Source organism: Streptomyces viridochromogenes DSM 40736, assembly GCF_000158955.1.
Classification (GTDB): domain Bacteria; phylum Actinomycetota; class Actinomycetes; order Streptomycetales; family Streptomycetaceae; genus Streptomyces; species Streptomyces venetus.
Genome location: NZ_GG657757.1, coordinates 3,999,881 through 4,019,748 on the forward strand (window position 1 = coordinate 3,999,881; position 19,868 = coordinate 4,019,748).

Here is a 19,868-nt window from a genome sequence, read left to right on the forward strand (position 1 = left end):
CGCTGATGCCGGTGAACAGGCGCTCAGCCAGTGTCCTTGACTGACGCAAGCAGATCCAGAGTGACCGGTTCCGGGGTCAGCTGAGGGACTTCAGCGCCGCCGCGTCGTACGGCGTCAGGTCCTCGAAGCGGCCGTCGAGCACCTTCTGGGCCCACAGCGGGTCCTGGAGCAGGGCGCGGCCGACGGCGACCATGTCGAACTCGTCGCGCTCGAAGCGGTCGAGGAGGTTGTCGAGGTCACCGACCTCGGCGCCATGGCCCTGGAAGGACTTGAGGAAGTCGCCGCCGTTCAGGCCGACCGAGCCGACGGTGATGGCGGGCTTGCCGGTGAGCTTCTTGGTCCAGCCCGCGAGGTTGAGGTCGGAGTCGTCGAACTCCGGGACCCAGTAGCGCCGGGTGGAGGCGTGGAAGGCGTCGACGCCGGCCGCCGCGAGCGGGGTCAGGATGGCCTCCAGCTCCTCGGGGGTCTCGGCGAGACGGGCGTCGTAGGCCTCCTGCTTCCACTGGGAGTAGCGGAAGATGACGGGGAAGTCGGCGGAGACGGCCTCGCGGACGGCCACGACGATCTCCTCCGAGAGCTTGGCGCGGGCGACCCGGTCGCCGCCGTAGGCGTCGGTGCGGCGGTTGGTGCCCTCCCAGAGGAACTGGTCGAGCAGGTAGCCGTGGGCGCCGTGGAGCTCCACGCCGTCGAAGCCGATGCGCTCGGCAGCGGCCGCGGCCTCGGCGAACGCGCCGATGACGGCGTCGATGTCGGCCTGCGTCATGGCCTTGCCGGTGGGCTCCGTGGCGCCGATGCGCAGCCCGGAGGGGCCGACGGCGGGGGCGTCGGCGATGGGCGGCTCGCCCTGGTTGCGGACCATGCCGATGTGCCACAGCTGCGGCACGATCGTGCCGCCCGCCGCGTGCACGGCCTCGGCGACCTTCGCCCAGCCCGCGAGCTGCTCCTCGCCCTGGAACCGGGGGACGCGGTCGCTCTGGCCGGCCGAGTCGTGGCCGACGTAGGTGCCCTCGGTGACGATCAGGCCGACTCCGGCGGCGGCGCGGCGCGCGTAGTACGACAGCACGTCCTCACCGGGGACGCCGCCCGGGGAGAACATGCGGGTCATCGGTGCCATCACGATCCGGTTCGGGACGGTCAGGCCGCCCAGCGAAACGGGTCGGGACAGGATCTCGGCGGCGCGGGATGCGGCGGAGGCGGCGGTCACGTGGGGACTCCTCGGGAGGTACCGGTCAGTATGTGCATACGCATTGGATGCACATTCCAACAGCCCGGTCCCGCCCACGGCATCCCGCCCGTGCTGTGATCCCGCACACGCCCGAGGGCGGCACCCCCTGTCGGAACAGGGAGTGCCGCCCTCGGCAAGGACGTTGATCAGCCGTCAGGCGGATCAGAAGTCCATGTCACCGCCCGGCATGCCGCCGCCGGCGGGCGCGGCGGCCTTCTCCGGCTTGTCGGCGATGACGGCCTCGGTGGTGAGGAACAGCGCGGCGATGGAGGCGGCGTTCTGCAGAGCGGAACGGGTCACCTTCGCCGGGTCGATGATGCCCTCGGCGATCATGTCGACGTACTCACCGGTCGCGGCGTTCAGGCCGTGGCCGACCTGGAGGTTGCGGACCTTCTCCGCGACGACGCCGCCCTCGAGACCACCGTTGACGGCGATCTGCTTCAGCGGGGCCTCCAGCGCGAGCTTCACGGCGTTGGCGCCGGTCGCCTCGTCACCGTCGAGCTCCAGCTTCTCGAAGACCTGGGAGGCCTGCAGCAGGGCCACGCCACCACCGGCGACGATGCCCTCCTCGACGGCCGCCTTGGCGTTGCGCACGGCGTCCTCGATGCGGTGCTTGCGCTCCTTGAGCTCCACCTCGGTGGCGGCACCGGCCTTGATGACCGCGACACCGCCGGCGAGCTTCGCCAGGCGCTCCTGCAGCTTCTCGCGGTCGTAGTCCGAGTCGCTGTTCTCGATCTCGGCGCGGATCTGGTTGACGCGGCCCTGGACCTGGTCGGCGGAGCCGGCACCGTCGACGATGGTCGTCTCGTCCTTGGTGATGACCACCTTGCGGGCCTTGCCCAGCAGGTCGAGCGTGGCGTTCTCCAGCTTGAGGCCGACCTCCTCGGAGATCACCTCGCCGCCGGTGAGGATGCCGATGTCCTGCAGCATCGCCTTGCGGCGGTCGCCGAAGCCCGGGGCCTTGACGGCGACGGACTTGAAGGTGCCGCGGATCTTGTTGACGACCAGGGTCGACAGGGCCTCGCCCTCGACGTCCTCGGCGATGATCAGCAGCGGCTTGCCCGACTGCATGACCTTCTCCAGGAGCGGGAGCAGGTCCTTGACGTTCGAGATCTTGGAGTTCGCGATCAGGATGTACGGGTCGTCGAGGACGGCCTCCATACGCTCCATGTCGGTCGCGAAGTACGCCGAGATGTAGCCCTTGTCGAAGCGCATACCCTCGGTGAGCTCCAGCTCCAGACCGAAGGTCTGGGACTCCTCGACGGTGATGACGCCTTCCTTGCCGACCTTGTCCATGGCCTCGGCGATGAGCTCGCCGATCTGGGTGTCGGCGGCGGAGATGGAGGCCGTGGAGGCGATCTGCTCCTTGGTCTCGACGTCCTTCGCCTGCTCCAGCAGGGCGGCGGAGACGGCCTCGACGGCGCGCTCGATGCCACGCTTCAGGGCCATCGGGTTGGCGCCGGCGGCTACGTTGCGCAGACCCTCCTTGACCAGGGCCTGGGCGAGAACGGTCGCGGTGGTCGTACCGTCACCGGCGACGTCGTCCGTCTTCTTGGCGACTTCCTTGACCAGCTCGGCGCCGATCTTCTCGTACGGGTCCTCGAGCTCGATCTCCTTGGCGATGGACACACCATCGTTGGTGATCGTGGGGGCGCCCCACTTCTTCTCGAGGACGACGTTGCGGCCCTTGGGGCCGAGCGTCACCTTGACGGCGTCCGCGAGCTGGTTCATGCCGCGCTCGAGGCCGCGCCGCGCCTCCTCGTCGAACGCGATGATCTTGGCCATGTGAAGTGGTCCCTCCAGGACTGGGGGTGATTACTTCGGACCGCGCCCGCGCCCGCGACGGACGGCTCGCCAGCCTCGTGGTTCCTTCCCACCCGGCCTGCGGGCCTCACCGACCCGGTCCTTACGTTGTCACTCTCACCTTCAGAGTGCTAACGCAATGATTAGCACTCGGGCATGCTGAGTGCAAGGCGCTCTCGCGAAGCGGGAGCTCGTTGAGGGGTGGCGGTCGGGTGACGGGCGGGCGCAAGCGCCTCCCCGGGATCGGGCGGTGCCGTCAGCCGCCCGCGAACACCGCCCGGCAGGGCTTTCGAACAGGCCGAAGGGCCCGTACCCCGGGGGGTACGGGCCCTTCAGAGAAGACCTGCCGCTTGCGGTTTGTCGTGGTCGCGCGTTCAGGCAGCCACGCGAACCATGTCGGCCTGTGGGCCCTTCTGGCCCTGCGAGATCTCGAACTCGACCCGCTGGCCCTCTTCAAGGGTGCGGTACCCGTCCATCTGGATCGCGCTGTAGTGGACGAAAACATCCGCACCACCGTCGACCGCGATGAAGCCGTACCCCTTCTCCGCGTTGAACCACTTGACGGTGCCCTGAGCCATGCCTAACTCCCCTATTACTGGCCCTTGCACAGACCCGCACTTCGCGGATCCGGGTCAGACCTCACCCCCCACGGATTGGGGGCGTGCGCCGGAACGCGTCGACCGCGGCTGAATGTATCTGTCCAACTGCCGTCTGCAACAGGTCAATCGGACGAGAATTCCGGACGCGCGGCATCCGGAATGTGGGGAGAATTCGTGCGACTTCAGGGCAAGTCGGGCCACACAAAGGGAACAAAAGCCGCGAAAGACACGCACACTTTGGCTACATCTTGTCGGGCGCGCGGCAGGAATTCAGGGCGCCCGATCACGGGATCGGGATCGCGTTCCCCAACTGTACCGCGCTCAATCACACAGAATTGCCCCCTCCGCTTCTCTCACGGAGGGGGCAATTCGATGAACTCTCGGTGACCGGCGTTACTCCGGGTAACAATTAAACCGGTCGGCCGGTTCAGCCACCGGCGACCGCCGGGATGATCGACACGCCGGCACCGTCCGGCGTCGCCGTCTCGAGCCCCTGCTCGAACCGCACGTCGTCGTCGTTCACGTACACGTTGACGAACCGCCGCAGCTTGCCCTGGTCGTCCAGGACGCGGGCGGCGATCCCGGTGTGGTTCTTCTCCAGATCGGCGATGACCTCGCCGAGGTTCGCGCCCTCGGCGGCGACCTCGGCCTGCCCGCCGGTGTAGGTACGCAGGATGGTGGGGATGCGAACGGTGACGCTCATCGGAACATGACCTCCGGTTTTGTTGAAGCTACGGCTGGGGCGCACCCTCAGGGGCGCGGGGCTGTGTCGATTTGCGGCTCCGCCGCGTGGGCGCGACCAGCCCCCACGGGCCCGCAGCCGACAACGATCAGACAAGCCCGGCCTCACGGAACGAGTCCAGATTGGGCCGAATGGTCGCAGTCAGCCCCGTGCCCGCCACCGCGTCCAGCGTCTTCAGACCATCCCCGGTGTTGAGCACGACGGTGGTCTTGCCGGGGTCGAGCACCCCGCTCTCGATCAACTTGCGCGTGACACCCACCGTCACACCCCCGGCGGTCTCCGCGAAGATCCCCTCGGTCCGCGCGAGCACCTTGATCGCATCCACGACCTGCTCGTCGTTCACGTCCTCCACCGCCCCACCCGTACGGCGCGCGATGTCGAGCACGTACGGCCCGTCCGCCGGGTTGCCGATGGCGAGGGACTTGGCGATGGTGTCCGGCTTCTGCGGGCGGACCACGTCGTGCCCCGCCTTGAACGCCGTCGACACCGGCGAGCAGCCCTCGGCCTGCGCACCGAAGATCTTGTACGGCTTGTCCTCGACGAGACCGAGCTTGATCAGCTCCTGAAGACCCTTGTCGATCTTCGTGAGCTGCGAGCCGGAGGCGATCGGCACGACCAGCTGGTCCGGGAGCTGCCAGCCGAGCTGCTCGCAGATCTCGTACGCGAGGGTCTTCGACCCCTCCGCGTAGTACGGACGCAGGTTGACGTTGACGAAGCCCCAGCCCTCGCCGGCCGGGTCGCCGATCAGCTCGGAGCAGAAGCGGTTCACGTCGTCGTAGTTGCCCTCGATGCCGACGAGCTCGCCGCCGTAGACCGCGGCCATGACGACCTTGCCCTGCTCCAGGTCGTGCGGGATGAACACGCAGGAGCGGAAGCCGGCGCGGGCCGCCGCCGCGCCCACCGCTCCGGCGAGGTTGCCGGTGGAGGAGCAGGACAGCGTGGTGAAGCCGAAGGCGCGGGCGGCCTCCAGGGCCTGGGCGACGACGCGGTCCTTGAAGGAGTGCGTCGGGTTGCCGGAGTCGTCCTTGATGAAGAGCTTGCCCGCGTCGACGCCGAGCTCGCGCGCCAGGTTGTCGGCCTGGACGAGCTGGGTCCAGCCCGGGTTGATGTTCGGCTTGGTCGCCACGTCGGCCGGGACCGGCAGCAGCGGGGCGTAGCGCCAGATGTTCGACGGTCCCGCCTCGATGCGCTTGCGGAGCTCTTCGGTTTCGTAGGCCGAGAAGTCGTAGGCGATCTCCAGCGGACCGAAACACTCCTCGCACGCGAAGACCGGGCCGAGGGGCACGCGGTGGCCGCACTCGCGGCAGCTCAGGGCGGCGGCGGGGCCGAGGTCGACGGTGGAGTTCTCGGTGCTTGCAACAGTCTGCGCAGCCATATGAGGCGAGGCCCTTTCTCCTCATCTTCCTCACGACGCATCTCGCCGTGAGACGGATTTGGCACCTTCCCTAGTCGGGAGCCTCGCGAAGTGGTCGCCAGTGACCTACGAGTACCGACTGGAGGGTTGCCGGGGCTTCATCGGGCCGTTTCCCTCTGCCCCTCTGGATGAGCTGTATGTGGTTGTAAACAGCGGTTGACCCCGGACATGCGTTGGTCACCCGCGTTGTTCAAGACTGTAACCGACGACCAGGACAGTTGAGATAGTCGTCCGAACCGCGAGATGGATCACAGGTCCGTCCCGCCGAAGAACGCAGAGGAGCGCCACGGTGCTGGAAGAAGTCGAGCGCTGGCTGAGCACCCGTTCCTGGTCCGCGGCTGATCGCCCGCTCCACCAGATACTGGCCGCCAAGCAGCGCACGGGCCAGACGGTCAGCGTCGTGCTGCCCGCGCTCAACGAGGAGGAGACCGTCGGCGACATCGCCGCCGTCATCCGCCACGACCTGATGCGGCAGGTCCCGCTCGTCGACGAGCTCGTCGTCGTCGACTCGGGATCGACCGACCGTACGTCGGAGGTGGCCGCCGCCGCGGGTGCGACGGTGGTGCACCGGGACGCGATACTCCCGCGCCTGCCGGCCGTGCCCGGCAAGGGCGAGGTGCTGTGGCGTGCGCTGCTCGCCACCCGTGGGGACGTCGTCTGCTTCGTCGACGCCGACCTGAGGGACTTCTCGTCCGAGTTCGTCTCCGGGATCGTGGGCCCGCTGCTCACCGATCCGGGCGTCGACCTGGTGAAGGCCATGTACGACCGCCCCCTGGCGGGCGCCGGCGGGCAGGGCGGCCGGGTCACCGAGCTGATGGCCAGGCCGCTGCTCAACATGCACTGGCCGCAGCTGGCCGGGTTCGTGCAGCCGCTCGGCGGCGAGTACGCGGCCCGTCGCTCACTGCTGGAGCAGCTTCCGTTCCCCGTCGGGTACGGCGTCGAGCTGGGCATGCTGGTCGACGCCCTGCACCTGGTGGGGCTCGACGCGCTCGCCCAGGTGGACGTCGGGGTGCGCAAGCACCGGCACCAGGACGGGCAGGCGCTGGGCCGGATGGCCGCCGCGATCTACCGCACGGCCCAGCTGCGGCTGGCCCGCGGGCATCTGGTCCGGCCGTCCCTGACCCAGTTCGAGCGGGGCGAGGACGGCTTCGAGCCGCGTACCTACTCCGTGGACACCGAGGAGCGTCCGCCGATGGTGGAGATCTCCGAGTACCAGGCGCGGCGGGCGGCCTGACCGGGGCCGTTTTCGGCCGAGTGGGGCAGGTCCGTACGTTTGAGCGTTTCCGGGCCGGGCTAGGTTGAGGTTTATGGCTTCGACGTACGGTGCTGCCCAGGTTCTGGTGGCCTCCAACCGCGGCCCGGTCTCCTACGCGCTCGGCGAGGACGGTTCGCTGAACGCCAAACGCGGCGGCGGCGGGCTGGTCTCCGGGCTCTCCGCGATCGGCTCGGACGCGGACGCGCTGTGGGTGTGCTCGGCGCTGTCCGACGGCGACCGGGAGGCGGTCCGGCGTGGCGTCGGCGAGGACGGCGTACGGATGCTGGACATCCCGGCCGACGTGCACGCGGACGCGTACAACGGCATCGCGAACTCGGTGCTGTGGTTCGTGCACCACATGCTGTACCAGACGCCTCTGGAGCCGGTCTTCGACGCGGAGTTCCGGCGGCGGTGGACGTCGTACGAGACGTACAACCGGGCGTTCGCCGAGGCACTGGCGGAGGAGGCCGCGCAGGGCGCGGCGGTCGTGGTGCAGGACTACCACCTGACGCTGGTCCCGGGCATGCTCCGCGAGCTGCGGCCGGACCTGCGCATCGGCCACTTCTCGCACACGCCGTGGGCACCGCCCGAGTACTTCCGGATGCTGCCGGACGACGTGGCCGGGCAGGTGCTGCGCGGCATGCTGGGCGCGGACCGGCTGGGCTTCCTCACGCGGCGTTGGGCGGACGCGTTCGAGGCGTGCGCCGAGCGGTTCGCCGGCGGGCTCGGCGGCACGCGGATCGGCGTGCACGGGCTGGGGGCCGACGCGGACTTCCTGCGCAAGCGGGCCCATGAGCAGGACGTCGAGGAGCGGATCGTCGCCCTGCGCCAGGAGATCGGCGAGGACCGTCGCACCATCGTCCGGGTCGACCGCACCGAGCTGTCGAAGAACATCGTCCGCGGCCTGCTCGCCTACCGGCGGCTCCTGGAGACGCACGCCGAGTGGCGCGAGCGCGTGGTGCACGTGGCCTTCGCGTACCCGTCGCGGCAGGACCTCGCGGTGTACCGGGACTACACGGCCGAGGTGCGGCGGCTGGCGGACGAGATCAACGCCGAGTACGGGACGCCGGGCTGGACCCCGGTCGTCCTGAACCTCAAGGACGACTTCGCCCGCTCGCTGGCCGCGTACCGGCTGGCCGACGTGGCCCTCGTCAACCCCATCCGCGACGGCATGAACCTCGTCGCCAAGGAGGTCCCCGTCGTCTCCGACTCGGGCTGCGCGCTGGTGCTGTCGCGGGAGGCCGGTGCGTACGAGGAGCTCGGCGAGGACGCGATCACGGTGAACCCCTACGACATCACCGGTACGGCGGCGGCCCTGCACGAGGCCCTGTCCATGCGCCCGGCGGAACGCGCGGAGCGAAGCAAGCGCCTCGCGGCGGCGGCGACCGCACTCCCGCCCGGGCAGTGGTTCCTGGACCAGCTCGACGCGTTGAGGGGCTGATCACCGATGACCGGTTCCCGTGCCACCGGCTCCGCCCTGCCGGAACCCACCACACAGCCCGGACGCGAAGGTCTCGACGCCCTCCTCGCGCATCCGGGCAAGGCCTTGATCGGGCTCGACTTCGACGGGACGCTCGCCCCGATCGTGGCCGACCCCGAGAAGGCCCGGGCCCACCCCGAGGCCCTGTCCGCGCTGGCCGCGCTCGCGCCGAAGGTCGCCGCCGTGGCGGTGATCACGGGGCGGCCCGCCGAGGTGGCGGTGCGCAACGGCGGGTTCGCGGACGTTCCCGGGCTGGAGAACCTCGTCGTCCTGGGGCACTACGGCGCCGAGCGGTGGGAAGCCCGCAGCGGCGAGACCAGCGCCCCCGAACCGCACCCCGGCGTCGCCGCGACCCGCGCCGAGCTGCCCGAGCTCCTCGACCGGCTCGGCGCCTCGCAGGGGACCTGGATCGAGGAGAAGGGCCGGGCGGTGGCCGTGCACACCCGCCGGGCCGCCGATCCGCAGGCCGCCCTGGACTCCCTGCGCGAACCGCTCGCCGGCCTCGCGGCCCGCCACGGCCTGATCGTCGAGCCCGGCCGCATGGTCCTCGAACTCCGCCCGCCCGGCATGGACAAGGGCGTCGCGCTCACCGCCTTCGCCCGGGAAATCGCCGCCGGATCCGTCCTCTACGCCGGCGACGACCTCGGCGACCTCCCCGCCTACGCCGCCATCGAAAAACTCCGCTCGAACGGCACCCCGGGCCTACTGGTATGCAGCGGCAGCGACGAGGTGACCGAGCTCAGGGACCGGTCGGACCTGGTGGTGGACGGCCCGGAGGGCGTCGTACGCCTGCTGGCGGCACTGGCGGAGCGGCTCGGCTAGGGCTGGTCGTTTGGATCATGGCGCAGGGCATCGGCAGCACCTGTCAACGGCCGGACACTCACGGTCCTCAGCGCTCCCCCCGGCGCCGCTCCCGCACCCGCCGCAACCGATTCACCGTCACCGGGTCATGGGCCAACGCCCGCGGATCGTCCAACAGGGCGTTCAGCAGCTGGTAGTACCGCACAGGCGCCAGCCCCAACTCCTCCCGCACAGCCCGCTCCTTCGCCCCGGGCCCGGCGAACCCACGGCGTTCGAGCGCGAGAATCTCCCGCTCCCCGCGCCCGAGCCCCACCCCGTCGTCGTACTCCTCGTCCATGCCCGGCACGGTAACGCCCCGCACCGACAGCGGCACTACTCCGCGCTCTCCGCCCGGCTCGCCTCCGCCTGGAGCCGGCTGAGGACGCCCGAGGGGCTGCCACCGGGGGCGACCGCCTTGCCGATCTGCTGCTTCACCTGCGCGCTGACGTCGGCCCAGGAGGTCTTGCCGGCCGGGTAGAGCTCGGAGGACGGCAGCTCGTCCAGGAACGTCCTGAGGTGCCGGTCCTGGCCCGAGGCGGCCATGGCCGAGGACGCGGAGCTGGTGACCGGCAGCAGGTCGTACTCACGGGAGAAGGCCAGCACGTTCTTCTCGCTGTAGACGAAGTCGAGGAAGTCACCGACCTGGTCGCGGTGCCCGTTCTTACGGAACGCCGTCATCCAGTCGGCGACACCGAGCGTGGAGCTGGTCGTCCCCTCCTTGCCCGGCGTCGGCACCATGCCGTACTTCACGCCCGCCTTGGCGGCGATCTTCGCCAGGGACGGGTGCCCGTTGAGCATGCCGACGTCGCCCTTGGCGAAGGCGGCGAACGCCGCGGCCCGGTTGAGCTCGCCGGGCGCGACCGGCCCGGTCAGTCCCTTGCCGACCAGGTCGTCCTTCAGCCAGGCGAAGGTGTCGATGTTCTCCGGGGAGTCGATGCCGTAGCTGTCGACGCTGTCGGTGTAGCCGCCCCCGCCGCTGAGCATCCACTGCATGGTCTCGGCCTGCGCCTCCTCCGGGCCGAGGGGCAGCGCGTAGGGGTACTCCACTCCCTCGGCCTTGAGCGCCTCGGCGTCGTCGGCCAGGTCCTCCCAGGTCTCGGGCGGGGTGATGCCGGCCTTGTCGAAGAGGGTCTTGTTGTAGAAGAGCACACGCGTCGAGGAGGCGAACGGCAAGCCGTACTGCACGCCCTTGACCTGTCCCGCGGTGGCCAGCTGCCCGACGAAATCGGCCTGCACGGGTATGGAGAGCAGGTCGTCGGCCTTGTAGAGCTGGTTGTGGGCCGCGTAGTCGGCGTACGCGCCGATCTGCGCCATGTCCGGCGGGTCACCGGCGGCGACCATCTCGCGGACCTTGCGGTCGACGTCGTTCCAGGAGTAGACGCTGACGTCGATCTCCACGTCCGGGTGCTCGGCCTCGTACTCCTTGACGAGCTTGTCCCAGTACTTCTGCGAGCTGTTGGCCGCGTTGTCGCCGTAGTCGGCGGCGACCAGCTTCAGCGTCAGGCCGGCGGATCCGCCCGTCATGCCGCAGCCGCCGAGGACCGCCGTCATGCCCAGCGCGGACACCACCGCGATCGTCCCTGCCATCCACCGCCGCTGCACCGCTGTTCTTCCCCACCCTGGCGTCGCCGCCGTAACCGTGGCGTCGCCGCCACCGAAAAGTTTTCGATATTCGGAATAAGGTCTACACCACGTGAGTGGACTAGACCTCTTGCGGGTCCCCGGGTCACACTGTTCTCCGTGAGACATGTCATCGCCCTCGACGTGGGCGGCACCGGGATGAAGGCCGCCCTGGCCGGGCCGGGGGGCGAGGTACTGCACCGGGCCCGCCGGGCCACCGGACGCGAGCAGGGCCCGGAGGCCGTCGTCGCGAGCATCCTCGACTTCGCCGCCGAGCTGCGCACGTACGGCGCCGAGCACTTCGGCACACCCGCCGAGGCCGCGGGCGTGGCCGTCCCCGGCATCGTCGACGAGGCCCGGGGCGTCGCCGCCTACGCGGCCAACCTCGGCTGGCGCGACGTCCCGCTGCGCGACCTGCTGGCGGAGCGGCTGGGCGCCCCGGTCGCCCTCGGCCACGACGTGCGCACCGGCGGTCTCGCCGAGGGCCGGGTCGGGGCAGGCCGGGGCGCCGACCGGTTCCTGTTCGTGGCGCTGGGCACCGGCATCGCGGGCGCCATCGGCGTCGACGGCCGGGTCGAGGCGGGCGCGCACGGCTTCGCGGGCGAGATCGGCCACATCGTCGTACGCCCCGGCGGCACCGCCTGCCCGTGCGGGCAGCGCGGCTGCCTGGAACGCTTCGCGTCGGCGGCGGCCGTGAGCGAGGCATGGGCCGCGGCCTCCGGCGACCCGGGCGCGGACGCGGCGGACTGCGCGAAAGCCGTCGTCTCCGGCGACCCCGAGGCCCGGGCGGTCTGGCAGGACGCCGTGAACGCCCTCGCCGACGGCCTGGTCACGGCCCTGACCCTGCTGGACCCCCGCGTCCTGATCATCGGCGGAGGCCTGGCGGAGTCCGGCGAGACCCTGTTCACCCCCCTGCGGGAAGCGATCCGCAGCCGCATCACCTTCCAGAAACAGCCACCGCTCGTCCCCGCGGCCCTGGGGGACGGTGCCGGTTGCCTGGGGGCGGGCCTGCTGGCCTGGGATCTTCTGGCATCGACCGACCGTACGGAGGTAACGCCCTGATGGCAGCCCACCCAGGGGCGCGGGGAACTGCGCGACCGACCACGACGCACCAGCACCCCGCGACGGCCGGACGCCCCACGGTGCTCACCGGCGCGACCGTGGTACTCCCCACAGAAACGGTCAGCAACGGGCAGCTGGCCATCGACGGCACCCGCATCACCGACACGGCCCCCGAGAACGCCCGGTTCATCGACGCGACCGGCCACTACGTCCTCCCCGGCTTCGTCGACCTCCACAACCACGGCGGCGGCGGAGCCTCCTTCACCTCCGGGTCGGTCGACGACATCCTCAAGGGCATCCACACCCACCGCCTGCACGGCACGACCACCCTGGTCGCCTCCACCGTCACCGGCGACATGGACTTCCTCGCCCGGCGCGCGGGCCTGCTGAGCGAACTGGCCGAGCAGGGCGAGATCGCCGGCATCCACTTCGAGGGCCCGTTCATCTCCCCCTGCCGCAAGGGCGCCCACTCCGAGGAGCTCCTGCGCGACCCGGACCCCGCGGAGGTCCGCAAACTGGTCGACGCGGCCCGGGGGCGGGCGAAGATGCTCACGCTGGCCACGGAACTCCCCGGCGGCCTGGACTCCGTACGCCTCCTGGCCGACCACGGCGTGATCGCGGCGATCGGCCACACGGACGCGACGTACGAGCAGACGGTCGAGGCCATCGACGCGGGCGCGACGGTCGCCACCCACCTCTTCAACGCGATGCCGCCGCTCGGCCACCGCTCCCCCGGCCCGATCACCGCGCTCCTGGAGGACGACCGGATCACGGTCGAGCTGATCAACGACGGCACGCACCTGCACCCGGCCGCACTCCAGCTGGCGTTCCATCACGCGGGCGCACGCCGGGTCGCGTTCATCACGGACGCGATGGACGCGGCCGGATTCGGCGACGGCCGCTACTGGCTCGGGCCGCTGGAGGTGGAGGTCGCGGACGGCGTGGCCCGCCTGGTGGCGGACGGCACGATCGCCGGCTCCACCCTCACCCTGGACCGCGCCTTCAAACGGGCGGTCACGGTCGACGGCCTCTCCGTCGAGGACGCCGTGACGGCCCTCTCCGCGAACCCGGCCCGCCTCCTCGGCATGGACGACCGGATCGGCTCCCTGGAGCCGGGCAAGGACGCGGACCTGGTGGTCCTGGACGCGGAGTTCGAGCTGAAGGGCGTGATGCGCCGGGGCGAATGGGTGGTCCCTCCCCAACTGGGCTGATCCATCCCGCAGTCGAGGGACGGTGGCCGACTCAGGACTGGGCCGACCGCCGTCTCTTTGGCATGATCAGGGAACGTTCACGGCAACAAGCGCGTCTGGGGGAGGTCGGCCCGGTGATCCTCACGGTCACGCTGAACACCGCTCTCGACATCACCTATCGCGTACGGTCCCTCAGGCCGCACGCCTCCCACCGCGTCTCCGAGGTGACGGAACGCCCCGGCGGCAAGGGCGTCAACGTGGCCCGGGTGCTCGCGGCGCTCGGGCACGAGGTGACGGTGACCGGGTTCACCGGCGGGGCGACCGGCCGGGTCGTGCAGGAGAAGCTGGCATCGGTACCGGGCGTGGTCGACGCGCTGGTCCCGGTCGCGGGCCCGACCCGCCGCACCGTCGCGGTGGTCGACGGACAGACCGGCGACACGACACAGCTGAACGAACCCGGCCCCACCATCACACCGTCGGAGTGGTCGGCCTTCCAGGAGGCCTACGAGCACCTGCTCGCCTCCGCCTCCGCGGTGGCCCTGTGCGGCAGCCTGCCACCGGGCGTACCGGTCGGCGCCTACGCGGGCCTGGTCCGCACGGCCCGCTCCTACGGGGTCCCGGTACTCCTGGACACCAGCGGCGAACCCCTGCGCCGGGGCGTCGCGGCCCGCCCCGACATCATCAAGCCGAACGCCGACGAACTGGCCGAACTCACCGGCTCCCACGACCCCCTGCGCGCCACCCAGGACGCCCGCCGCCGGGGCGCCGCCGCGGTCGTGGCCTCCCTCGGCCCCCGAGGCCTCCTCGCCGCCACCCGGGACGGCCGCTGGCACGCCACCCCACCGGCCCCGGTGCGGGGCAACCCGACAGGCGCGGGCGACTCGGCGGCAGCGGGCCTGCTCTCGGCCCTGGTCGAACACCTCCCCTGGCCGGACCGCCTGGCCCGAGCGACGGCCCTGTCGGCGGCGACGGTGCAGGCGCCGGTGGCGGGGGAGTTCGACCCGGGACTTTACGAGGAGTTGCAGGGAAAGGTGACGGTGACCGGCGAGGCGTCGGCGGCCTGAAGGCTTTGCAACCCTCGCCGACTACGCCTGGCAGATCTGAGGTGCCGACGGCGCTCCACCCGTCACGGGCGGAGCCCCCTTGAGCGCCGGCAACCCCGCCCCGAAGCTGCGTTGTGCGAGATCAGCTCTTTACCCAGCCCTTGACCAGCCACATCTGGTCAAGGAGGGCATCGCACTGGTTGCCCTGCTCGCACGAAACCTTAATCGTGTTGGTGCCCTTGTTCAGCTGGACGTAGTTGTACGTCTTCGTCCAGCCCTTCTCGAAGTCGCCTTCGGGGCCGCCCGTCCAGTTCTTCAGGTCGACCGGAGTTTTGGAAGGCGTGCCGTTGACCGTGAGAGTGGCGTTCTGGTCCTTGCCGGGCACGCTGTAACCGACGTACACGGTGTACTTGCCCGCCTTCGGGATGCCGTCGACACTCCAGGTGACCGAGGCGCCGACCTGGTTGAACCCGGTGACGTAGACACCTCCGTCGGCCTTGGCCCCCTTGATGTCGGAGGCGGTGGTCATGCCGGGCGAGAGCCTGAGGGCCTTGGCGTCGGCGGCCGGCAGATCTTCCTCGCTCGCCGCGCCACTACCGCTCGCAGACGGGCTCGGCTTCGACTCCTGGGACTGGGTCGGGGTCGTGCCCGCCTGGTCCTCGGGCTTGTCGTCGTCCTTGTCCCCACCCAGCATGGCCACGCCGATGCCGATGACGACCGCGGCGACCACCGCGATGGCGCCGATCAGCAGACCCTTGGTGTTCGGCCCACGGCCACCCCGGCCGCCACCGCCGCCGGCCGGCATCTGCTGCTGGGCGGTGGGGGCACCGCCGGGCAGGGTCTCCGGCGCCGCGTAGTGCGCGTTCGGCTGGCCGTAGCCGCCCTGCGGCGGAGCCTGGCCGTACGCCGCGGTCTGGGTGGCCTGCGGCTGCTGGCCGTACTGACGCGTGCCGACCGCCCGCACCCGGTTGACCGAGTTCGGGTAGCCGTAGCCCCCGGACGGCGGCTGGGCCCCGTTGGCCTGCCCGTCGGCGTAGAGATAGCCGAACGGGTCGTCGTCCTCGGGCGTGCTCGCGCCGTTGTTGCCGGGCGTCATCCCTTGGTCTCCTCAGTCAGGTGCGGTGCAAAGAAGTACGAGCAGAGAAAGCGAGCCTACCCGCTCCCAGTGACCCAAACGGGTGACTCAGACCGCATCCACTCACTGACCTGGGACTCAACCGGCGCGTCTGTGTTGTTTGGGACGAGATCGTTTCTCGACGTACATCCGCTCGTCAGCGGATTTCAACACTTCGTCCGCCGTCATTCCACAGTGTGCCCATCCGATGCCGAAGCTGGCGCCCACCCGGACGGCCCGCCCCTCGGCGCGGATGGGCTGGATGATCTCGTTGCGGAGGCGGACCGCCAGGTCCTGGGCATCGGCCCGGCCGAGCCCGTCGGCCAGGATGACGAATTCGTCACCCCCGAGCCGGGCGACGGTGTCGCCGTCGCGGACGCCGTTGCTCAGCCGCTGGGCGACCTCGATGAGAACCGCGTCACCCGCGTTGTGCCCGAACCGGTCGTTGATCGACTTGAAGCCGTCGAGGTCGCAGAAGAGCACGGCGAGGCCCTTGGTGCCGTCGTCGTGGTCGCCGTCCGGGGCGACGGTGTGCACGTGGTGGTCGTAGGCGTCGTACGGCTCGGCGCCCGGCCCGAGGTCGAAGTTGTGCCCGACCGCGTCGAAGGCGGGGTGACCGTAGGCCGCGTCGTGGGACTCGGCGACGGCGGAGTAAGGGGATGCGGCGCGCCGACACAGCCTCGCGGACAGGCGGGAGCGCAGTTCGGCGGAGTTCGGCAGGCCGGTGAGCGAGTCGTGCGAGGCGCGGTGGGCGAGCTGGAGCTCGCGGCGCTTGCGCTCCTCGATGTCCTCGACGTGGGTGAGGAGGAAGCGGGGGCCGTCGGCGGCGTCGGCGACGACGCTGTTGCGCAGGCTGACCCAGACGTAGGTGCCGTCCCGGCGGCCGAGTCGGAGCTCCGCGCGGCCGCCCTCCGCCGAGGTCCGCAGCAGGGTGCCTATGTCCTCGGGGTGGACCAGGTCGGAGAACGAGTAGCGGCGCATCGCGGACGCCGGGCGGCCCAGCAGCCGGCACAGGGCGTCGTTGGTGCGCAGGATCCGGCCGTGCTGGTCGCCGCCCATCTCGGCGATGGCCATGCCGGAGGGCGCGTACTCGAAGGCCTGCCTGAAGCTTTCCTCGCTGGCCCGCAGTGCCTGCTGCTCGCGCTCCAGCCGGACGAGGGCGCGCTGCATGTTGGCGCGCAGCCGGGCGTTGCTGATCGCGATGGCGGCCTGGAAGGCGTACATCTGGAGCGCCTCGCGGCCCCACGCGCCGGGGCGGCGGCCGTTGCGCGGCCGGTCCACGGACAGCACGCCGACCAGCTCGCCGCACGTCCCGCTGCCCTGCGGGCCGGGCGCGTACATGGGCGCGAAGAGCCGGTCGGCCGGATGCCACTCGTCCTCGAAGCGGGGGGCGGGGCCGTCGGTGTACCACTGCGGGACGTCGTCGTCGTCGAGGACCCAGCCCTCGGTGTGCGGTATGAACACCAGGTCACCCCAGCGCTCACCCATGTTCAGACGGCGGTCCCAGGACTCGCGCGAGCCGACGCGGCCGGTGATGAGGGCCTCGGCGGCGGAGTTCCCGGCGAAGGCGGCGACGACGAGGTCGCCGTCGGGCCGTACGAGGTTCACGCACGCCAGCTCGTATCCGAGGGCGGTGACCACGCCCTCCGCGACGGTCTGCAGTGTGTCCGCCAGGCTGCGGGCCGTGTTCATGTCGGCCATGACCTGGTGCAGTTGTCGCAGGGACGCAAGACGGACGTAAGGCTCCGACTCGGTCTCCATGCTCGCCCTCCCCCCGAGTACCTCGCAGCGAATCAAGAATCAAGGGTTCTCATCGGCGTACGTCCTGGCAGCTTCCCCGCCACTGAATCACAGCGCGCTGCTCACTCGGTACACAGGGTCAACAATTCCTACCCCTTGTGACTCAAGTCACATGCAAACCTGAACAATTGAGTGGAGTTTCTGCGTTTTCCCGGTGCGCGCAGTGAGCCCACTTTTTATGGCGTTGCGCACAACGTCACGAGAGATCGGTCGAGAGATCGGTCGCGGGTCCTAAGACCGTGATCGGCCGGGAGCCCGATGCGGGACGCGCGGGACGGAGATTAGCGTTTCCGGTGTGCTGAACACTCCCCCTGCCACGTCCCCGATCATTCCGTCGTCCGCCTCCGGGCATGCTGAGGGGGTGAGCAACGACGAGTTCCGCGCCGCCATGTCCCGGCTGGCCTCGGGCGTGGTCCTGGTGACCGCGCGGGAGGCGCCGCTCGACCCGGACGACCCCGGCGCGCCGAGCGGCGAGGACGTGGGCATGACGGCCACGGCCTTCATGTCGGTGTCCCTGGATCCGCCCCTGGTGCTGGTGAGCCTGCGCGAGGGTTCCCGCATGGACGACCTGCTCGACGAGCAGCCCCTGTGGGGGGTCTCCGTCCTCTCCGAGAGCCAGCGGCACATCGCCGGCCGCTTCGCCATGAAGGGCCGGGTCAGCGACCGCCTGCTGTTCGCGGACATCCCGTACGTGCGCGGCGAGTACACCGACGCGCCCCTCGTGGGCGGCGCCCTGGCCGTCCTGGAGTGCCGCACCGAGCAGCGGGTGGCGGCCGGCGATCACACGCTGGTGATCGGCCGCGTCCTGACGGCCCGCGTCCCGAGCGCGGACGGCGGGCCGCTGACGTACTTCCGGGGCCGGTACCGCCACCTGGCCTGAGGAAGTGGCCTGAAGAAACCGTTCGCCGGGGGGTGGACCGCCTGCCTAGGGTGCGCGCATGACGACGACCGGCCCGCGCCTCGAAGAGGTCACCCCCGGGAACCTCGACGCCGCCCTCGGCATCCGCGTCCGCCCCGGCCAGGAGCACGCGGTCGCCCCGGTCGTGAAGTCGCTCGCCGAGGCCTATGTCCATCCCGGCGTCGCCTGGCCCCGGCTGATCGTCGACGGCGACCGCCCGGTCGGCTTCCTCATGGCCTTCCTCGACATCGACTGGCACGAGGACGGCAGCGTGCTCCGCTCGGGCCTGTGGCGGCTGAACATCGCGGCCGGGGAGCAGGGGCGGGGGTACGGCCGTTTCGCCGTCGAGTCGGTCGCCGGGGAACTGCGCCGGCGCGGCACCAAGGAGCTCTACGTCACCTGGCACCCGGGCCCGGACGGCCCGGAGGGCTTCTATCTGGGGCTCGGCTTCCGGACGAACGGGGAGACCAGCGGGGGCCAGACGGTAGGGGTACTGGACCTGACCTAGCTCCAGTCCCGCGCGGAGCGCCCCCGCTTGGTCTGCGAGCGCTGCTTCTTCTCGCGCAGCCGCCGCTCGTTGATGCCGCGTGGGATCCGAGTCGCCCTGCGGGGCTTGGGCGGGGGTGCGGTGGCCTCGGCCAGGAGCGCGGCGAGGCGTACGGCGGCGGCCTCGCGGTTGCGCCACTGGGAGCGGTGCTCGGAGGACCGTACGGTGACGACCCCGTCGACCAGCCGCCCGGCCAGTCGCTCCAGCGCCCGCTGCTTCCACACCTCCGGCAGCGCCTCGGTCCTCGCCAGGTCGAAACTCAGCTCGACCTTCGAGTCACTGGCGTTGACGTGCTGTCCGCCGGGCCCCGAGGACCGCGAGAAACGCCACATGAGCTCGGCCTCTGGCAGGGAGACGGAGCCGCGGATGACGTGGGGACCAGACATGTCATCCATGTTCCCGCTCCTGTCCGGTCCACGTCACCCGAATATCCGAGGTAAAGAAAGTAAAGGGACCTGGAACCTCTCGTACGTCCCTCGACGTTCATAGGGATAGCTGTAGCTTCTTGCCGTACGTATACGAGGGAAGGGACTCCCAACAATGGCTGTAAGCCTGTCCAAGGGTGGCAACGTCTCGCTCACCAAGGAGGCTCCGGGCCTGACCGCCGTCACCGTGGGCCTCGGCTGGGACGTCCGCACCACCACCGGCACGGACTTCGACCTCGACGCGTCCGCGATCGCGGTGAACAACCAGGGCAAGGTCTACTCGGACGCCCACTTCGTCTTCTTCAACAACAAGCAGACCCCGGACAACTCGATCGTCCACACCGGTGACAACCGCACGGGCGAGGGCGCCGGCGACGACGAGGCGATCAACGTCAACCTGGCCGCGCTCCCGGCCGACATCGAGAAGATCGTCTTCCCGGTCTCGATCTACGACGCGGAGAACCGCTCGCAGAACTTCGGCCAGGTCCGCAACGCCTACATCCGCATCGTCAACCAGGCCGGCGGCGCGGAGATCGCCCGCTACGACCTGTCGGAGGACGCCGCCACGGAGACGGCCATGGTCTTCGGCGAGCTCTACCGCAACGGCGCCGAGTGGAAGTTCCGCGCGGTCGGCCAGGGCTACGCCTCGGGCCTGGTCGGCATCGCCCAGGACTTCGGCGTCAACGTCTGACGAACCTCCTGCACTCAGGGGCATGCCCGCAAGGGCATGCCCTTGGGGGCGCGGGGCTGAATCGATCTGCGGCTCCGCCGCGTGGGCGCGACCAGCCACGAACCACCCGCACCCGACAAC

19 protein-coding genes and 1 riboswitch are annotated in these 19,868 nt (G+C 70.5%); of the genes, 9 read left to right on the top strand and 10 right to left on the bottom strand.

Annotated features, from left to right (window positions below; genetic code table 11):
• Nucleotides 1-76: 76 nt before the first annotated feature.
• From SSQG_RS17465 to thrC, 5 genes are all read right to left on the bottom strand, one after another.
• Entirely contained in the window at nucleotides 77-1,204 is a 1,128-nt protein-coding gene (locus SSQG_RS17465; RefSeq protein WP_003991131.1) for an NADH:flavin oxidoreductase, read from the bottom strand.
• Between the two features lie 183 nt (nucleotides 1,205-1,387).
• Nucleotides 1,388-3,010, bottom strand: coding sequence for a chaperonin GroEL (groL, locus tag SSQG_RS17470; protein ID WP_003991132.1), 1,623 nt, complete (start codon nucleotides 3,008-3,010; stop codon nucleotides 1,388-1,390).
• 392 nt (nucleotides 3,011-3,402) lie between these two features.
• Nucleotides 3,403-3,606 carry a cold-shock protein gene (locus SSQG_RS17475; protein WP_003949956.1) on the bottom strand — a complete coding sequence of 68 codons (204 nt, stop codon included), beginning with the start codon at nucleotides 3,604-3,606 and terminating at the stop codon, nucleotides 3,403-3,405.
• 448 nt (nucleotides 3,607-4,054) lie between these two features.
• The gene (locus SSQG_RS17480; RefSeq protein WP_003991133.1) at nucleotides 4,055-4,330 is read right to left on the bottom strand and encodes a MoaD/ThiS family protein; all 276 of its coding nucleotides are present in this window, start codon (nucleotides 4,328-4,330) and stop codon (nucleotides 4,055-4,057) included.
• 127 nt (nucleotides 4,331-4,457) lie between these two features.
• Nucleotides 4,458-5,744, bottom strand: a complete 1,287-nt coding sequence (thrC, locus tag SSQG_RS17485) for a threonine synthase (protein ID WP_003991134.1) — start codon at nucleotides 5,742-5,744, stop codon at nucleotides 4,458-4,460.
• Between the two features lie 18 nt (nucleotides 5,745-5,762).
• A riboswitch (SAM riboswitch) is annotated at nucleotides 5,763-5,918 on the bottom strand.
• A gap of 154 nt (nucleotides 5,919-6,072) precedes the next feature.
• Here thrC and SSQG_RS17490 point away from each other — a divergent pair.
• The 3 genes from SSQG_RS17490 (at nucleotide 6,073) to otsB (ending at nucleotide 9,340) form a co-directional block, all read left to right on the top strand.
• Nucleotides 6,073-7,017 (top strand): glucosyl-3-phosphoglycerate synthase, encoded by a 945-nt coding sequence (locus SSQG_RS17490; protein ID WP_003991135.1) that lies wholly within the window; start codon nucleotides 6,073-6,075, stop codon nucleotides 7,015-7,017.
• Nucleotides 7,018-7,090: 73 nt separating this feature from the next.
• Entirely contained in the window at nucleotides 7,091-8,479 is a 1,389-nt protein-coding gene (locus SSQG_RS17495) for an alpha,alpha-trehalose-phosphate synthase (UDP-forming) (protein ID WP_003991136.1), read from the top strand.
• A 6-nt stretch (nucleotides 8,480-8,485) separates the two neighbouring features.
• Nucleotides 8,486-9,340 (top strand): trehalose-phosphatase, encoded by an 855-nt coding sequence (gene otsB / locus SSQG_RS17500; RefSeq protein ID WP_003991137.1) that lies wholly within the window; start codon nucleotides 8,486-8,488, stop codon nucleotides 9,338-9,340.
• Nucleotides 9,341-9,407: 67 nt separating this feature from the next.
• Here the strand turns inward: otsB and SSQG_RS17505 are convergent, their stop codons facing one another.
• The gene (locus SSQG_RS17505; RefSeq protein WP_039935155.1) at nucleotides 9,408-9,656 is read right to left on the bottom strand and encodes a DUF3263 domain-containing protein; all 249 of its coding nucleotides are present in this window, start codon (nucleotides 9,654-9,656) and stop codon (nucleotides 9,408-9,410) included.
• A 35-nt stretch (nucleotides 9,657-9,691) separates the two neighbouring features.
• Nucleotides 9,692-10,945, bottom strand: coding sequence for an ABC transporter substrate-binding protein (locus tag SSQG_RS17510; RefSeq protein ID WP_086025101.1), 1,254 nt, complete (start codon nucleotides 10,943-10,945; stop codon nucleotides 9,692-9,694).
• A 153-nt stretch (nucleotides 10,946-11,098) separates the two neighbouring features.
• On the opposite strand from SSQG_RS17510, the gene SSQG_RS17515 reads away from it, so the two are divergent.
• The 3 genes from SSQG_RS17515 to SSQG_RS17525 all read left to right on the top strand — a co-directional run bounded on the left by SSQG_RS17515 (nucleotide 11,099) and on the right by SSQG_RS17525 (nucleotide 14,294).
• Complete coding sequence (locus SSQG_RS17515) at nucleotides 11,099-12,040, top strand: ROK family protein (protein ID WP_003991140.1); 942 nt, start codon at nucleotides 11,099-11,101, stop codon at nucleotides 12,038-12,040.
• Entirely contained in the window at nucleotides 12,040-13,251 is a 1,212-nt protein-coding gene (gene nagA, locus SSQG_RS17520) for an N-acetylglucosamine-6-phosphate deacetylase (protein ID WP_208865652.1), read from the top strand. The genes SSQG_RS17515 and nagA overlap by 1 nt, the downstream gene beginning before the upstream one ends.
• 113 nt (nucleotides 13,252-13,364) lie before the next feature.
• Nucleotides 13,365-14,294, top strand: a complete 930-nt coding sequence (locus tag SSQG_RS17525) for a 1-phosphofructokinase family hexose kinase (RefSeq protein ID WP_003991142.1) — start codon at nucleotides 13,365-13,367, stop codon at nucleotides 14,292-14,294.
• A gap of 121 nt (nucleotides 14,295-14,415) precedes the next feature.
• On the opposite strand, the gene SSQG_RS17530 is transcribed toward SSQG_RS17525, so the two are convergent.
• Together SSQG_RS17530 and cdgB are read right to left on the bottom strand one after the other, a co-directional pair.
• Nucleotides 14,416-15,369 (bottom strand): CBM35 domain-containing protein, encoded by a 954-nt coding sequence (locus SSQG_RS17530; protein WP_003991143.1) that lies wholly within the window; start codon nucleotides 15,367-15,369, stop codon nucleotides 14,416-14,418.
• A gap of 117 nt (nucleotides 15,370-15,486) precedes the next feature.
• On the bottom strand, nucleotides 15,487-17,148 hold the full coding sequence (gene cdgB, locus SSQG_RS17535) for a diguanylate cyclase CdgB (protein WP_039932971.1): 1,662 nt from the start codon (nucleotides 17,146-17,148) through the stop codon (nucleotides 15,487-15,489).
• A gap of 334 nt (nucleotides 17,149-17,482) precedes the next feature.
• Between cdgB and SSQG_RS17540 the strand changes: the two genes are divergently transcribed.
• Both SSQG_RS17540 and SSQG_RS17545 read left to right on the top strand, forming a co-directional pair.
• Nucleotides 17,483-18,067 carry a flavin reductase family protein gene (locus SSQG_RS17540; RefSeq protein ID WP_003991145.1) on the top strand — a complete coding sequence of 195 codons (585 nt, stop codon included), beginning with the start codon at nucleotides 17,483-17,485 and terminating at the stop codon, nucleotides 18,065-18,067.
• A 58-nt stretch (nucleotides 18,068-18,125) separates the two neighbouring features.
• A complete protein-coding gene (locus tag SSQG_RS17545; protein ID WP_003991146.1) occupies nucleotides 18,126-18,593 on the top strand; it encodes a GNAT family N-acetyltransferase in 468 nt (155 codons plus the stop codon).
• On the opposite strand, the gene arfB is transcribed toward SSQG_RS17545, so the two are convergent.
• Entirely contained in the window at nucleotides 18,590-19,027 is a 438-nt protein-coding gene (gene arfB, locus SSQG_RS17550; RefSeq protein WP_003991147.1) for an alternative ribosome rescue aminoacyl-tRNA hydrolase ArfB, read from the bottom strand. The genes SSQG_RS17545 and arfB overlap by 4 nt on opposite strands.
• A 145-nt stretch (nucleotides 19,028-19,172) precedes the next feature.
• Here arfB and SSQG_RS17555 point away from each other — a divergent pair, with 145 nt between their 5' ends.
• Nucleotides 19,173-19,748: a TerD family protein gene (locus tag SSQG_RS17555; RefSeq protein WP_003991148.1), complete on the top strand. Its 576-nt coding sequence runs from the start codon at nucleotides 19,173-19,175 to the stop codon at nucleotides 19,746-19,748.
• Nucleotides 19,749-19,868: the final 120 nt, after the last annotated feature.

Bases quoted from the DNA above. Each gene is read 5' to 3' on its own strand.
- otsB (WP_003991137.1), top strand. From the start codon at position 8,486: ATGACCGGTTCCCGTGCCACCGGCTCCGCCCTGCCGGAACCCACCACA.
- groL (WP_003991132.1), bottom strand. From the start codon at position 3,010: ATGGCCAAGATCATCGCGTTCGACGAGGAGGCGCGGCGCGGCCTCGAG.
- nagA (WP_208865652.1), top strand. From the start codon at position 12,040: ATGGCAGCCCACCCAGGGGCGCGGGGAACTGCGCGACCGACCACGACG.
- arfB (WP_003991147.1), bottom strand. From the start codon at position 19,027: ATGGATGACATGTCTGGTCCCCACGTCATCCGCGGCTCCGTCTCCCTG.
- SSQG_RS17545 (WP_003991146.1), top strand. From the start codon at position 18,126: ATGACGACGACCGGCCCGCGCCTCGAAGAGGTCACCCCCGGGAACCTC.
- SSQG_RS17505 (WP_039935155.1), bottom strand. From the start codon at position 9,656: ATGGACGAGGAGTACGACGACGGGGTGGGGCTCGGGCGCGGGGAGCGG.
- cdgB (WP_039932971.1), bottom strand. From the start codon at position 17,148: ATGGAGACCGAGTCGGAGCCTTACGTCCGTCTTGCGTCCCTGCGACAA.
- thrC (WP_003991134.1), bottom strand. From the start codon at position 5,744: ATGGCTGCGCAGACTGTTGCAAGCACCGAGAACTCCACCGTCGACCTC.
- SSQG_RS17530 (WP_003991143.1), bottom strand. From the start codon at position 15,369: ATGACGCCCGGCAACAACGGCGCGAGCACGCCCGAGGACGACGACCCG.
- SSQG_RS17555 (WP_003991148.1), top strand. From the start codon at position 19,173: ATGGCTGTAAGCCTGTCCAAGGGTGGCAACGTCTCGCTCACCAAGGAG.
- SSQG_RS17495 (WP_003991136.1), top strand. From the start codon at position 7,091: ATGGCTTCGACGTACGGTGCTGCCCAGGTTCTGGTGGCCTCCAACCGC.
- SSQG_RS17480 (WP_003991133.1), bottom strand. From the start codon at position 4,330: ATGAGCGTCACCGTTCGCATCCCCACCATCCTGCGTACCTACACCGGC.
- SSQG_RS17475 (WP_003949956.1), bottom strand. From the start codon at position 3,606: ATGGCTCAGGGCACCGTCAAGTGGTTCAACGCGGAGAAGGGGTACGGC.
- SSQG_RS17510 (WP_086025101.1), bottom strand. From the start codon at position 10,945: ATGGCAGGGACGATCGCGGTGGTGTCCGCGCTGGGCATGACGGCGGTC.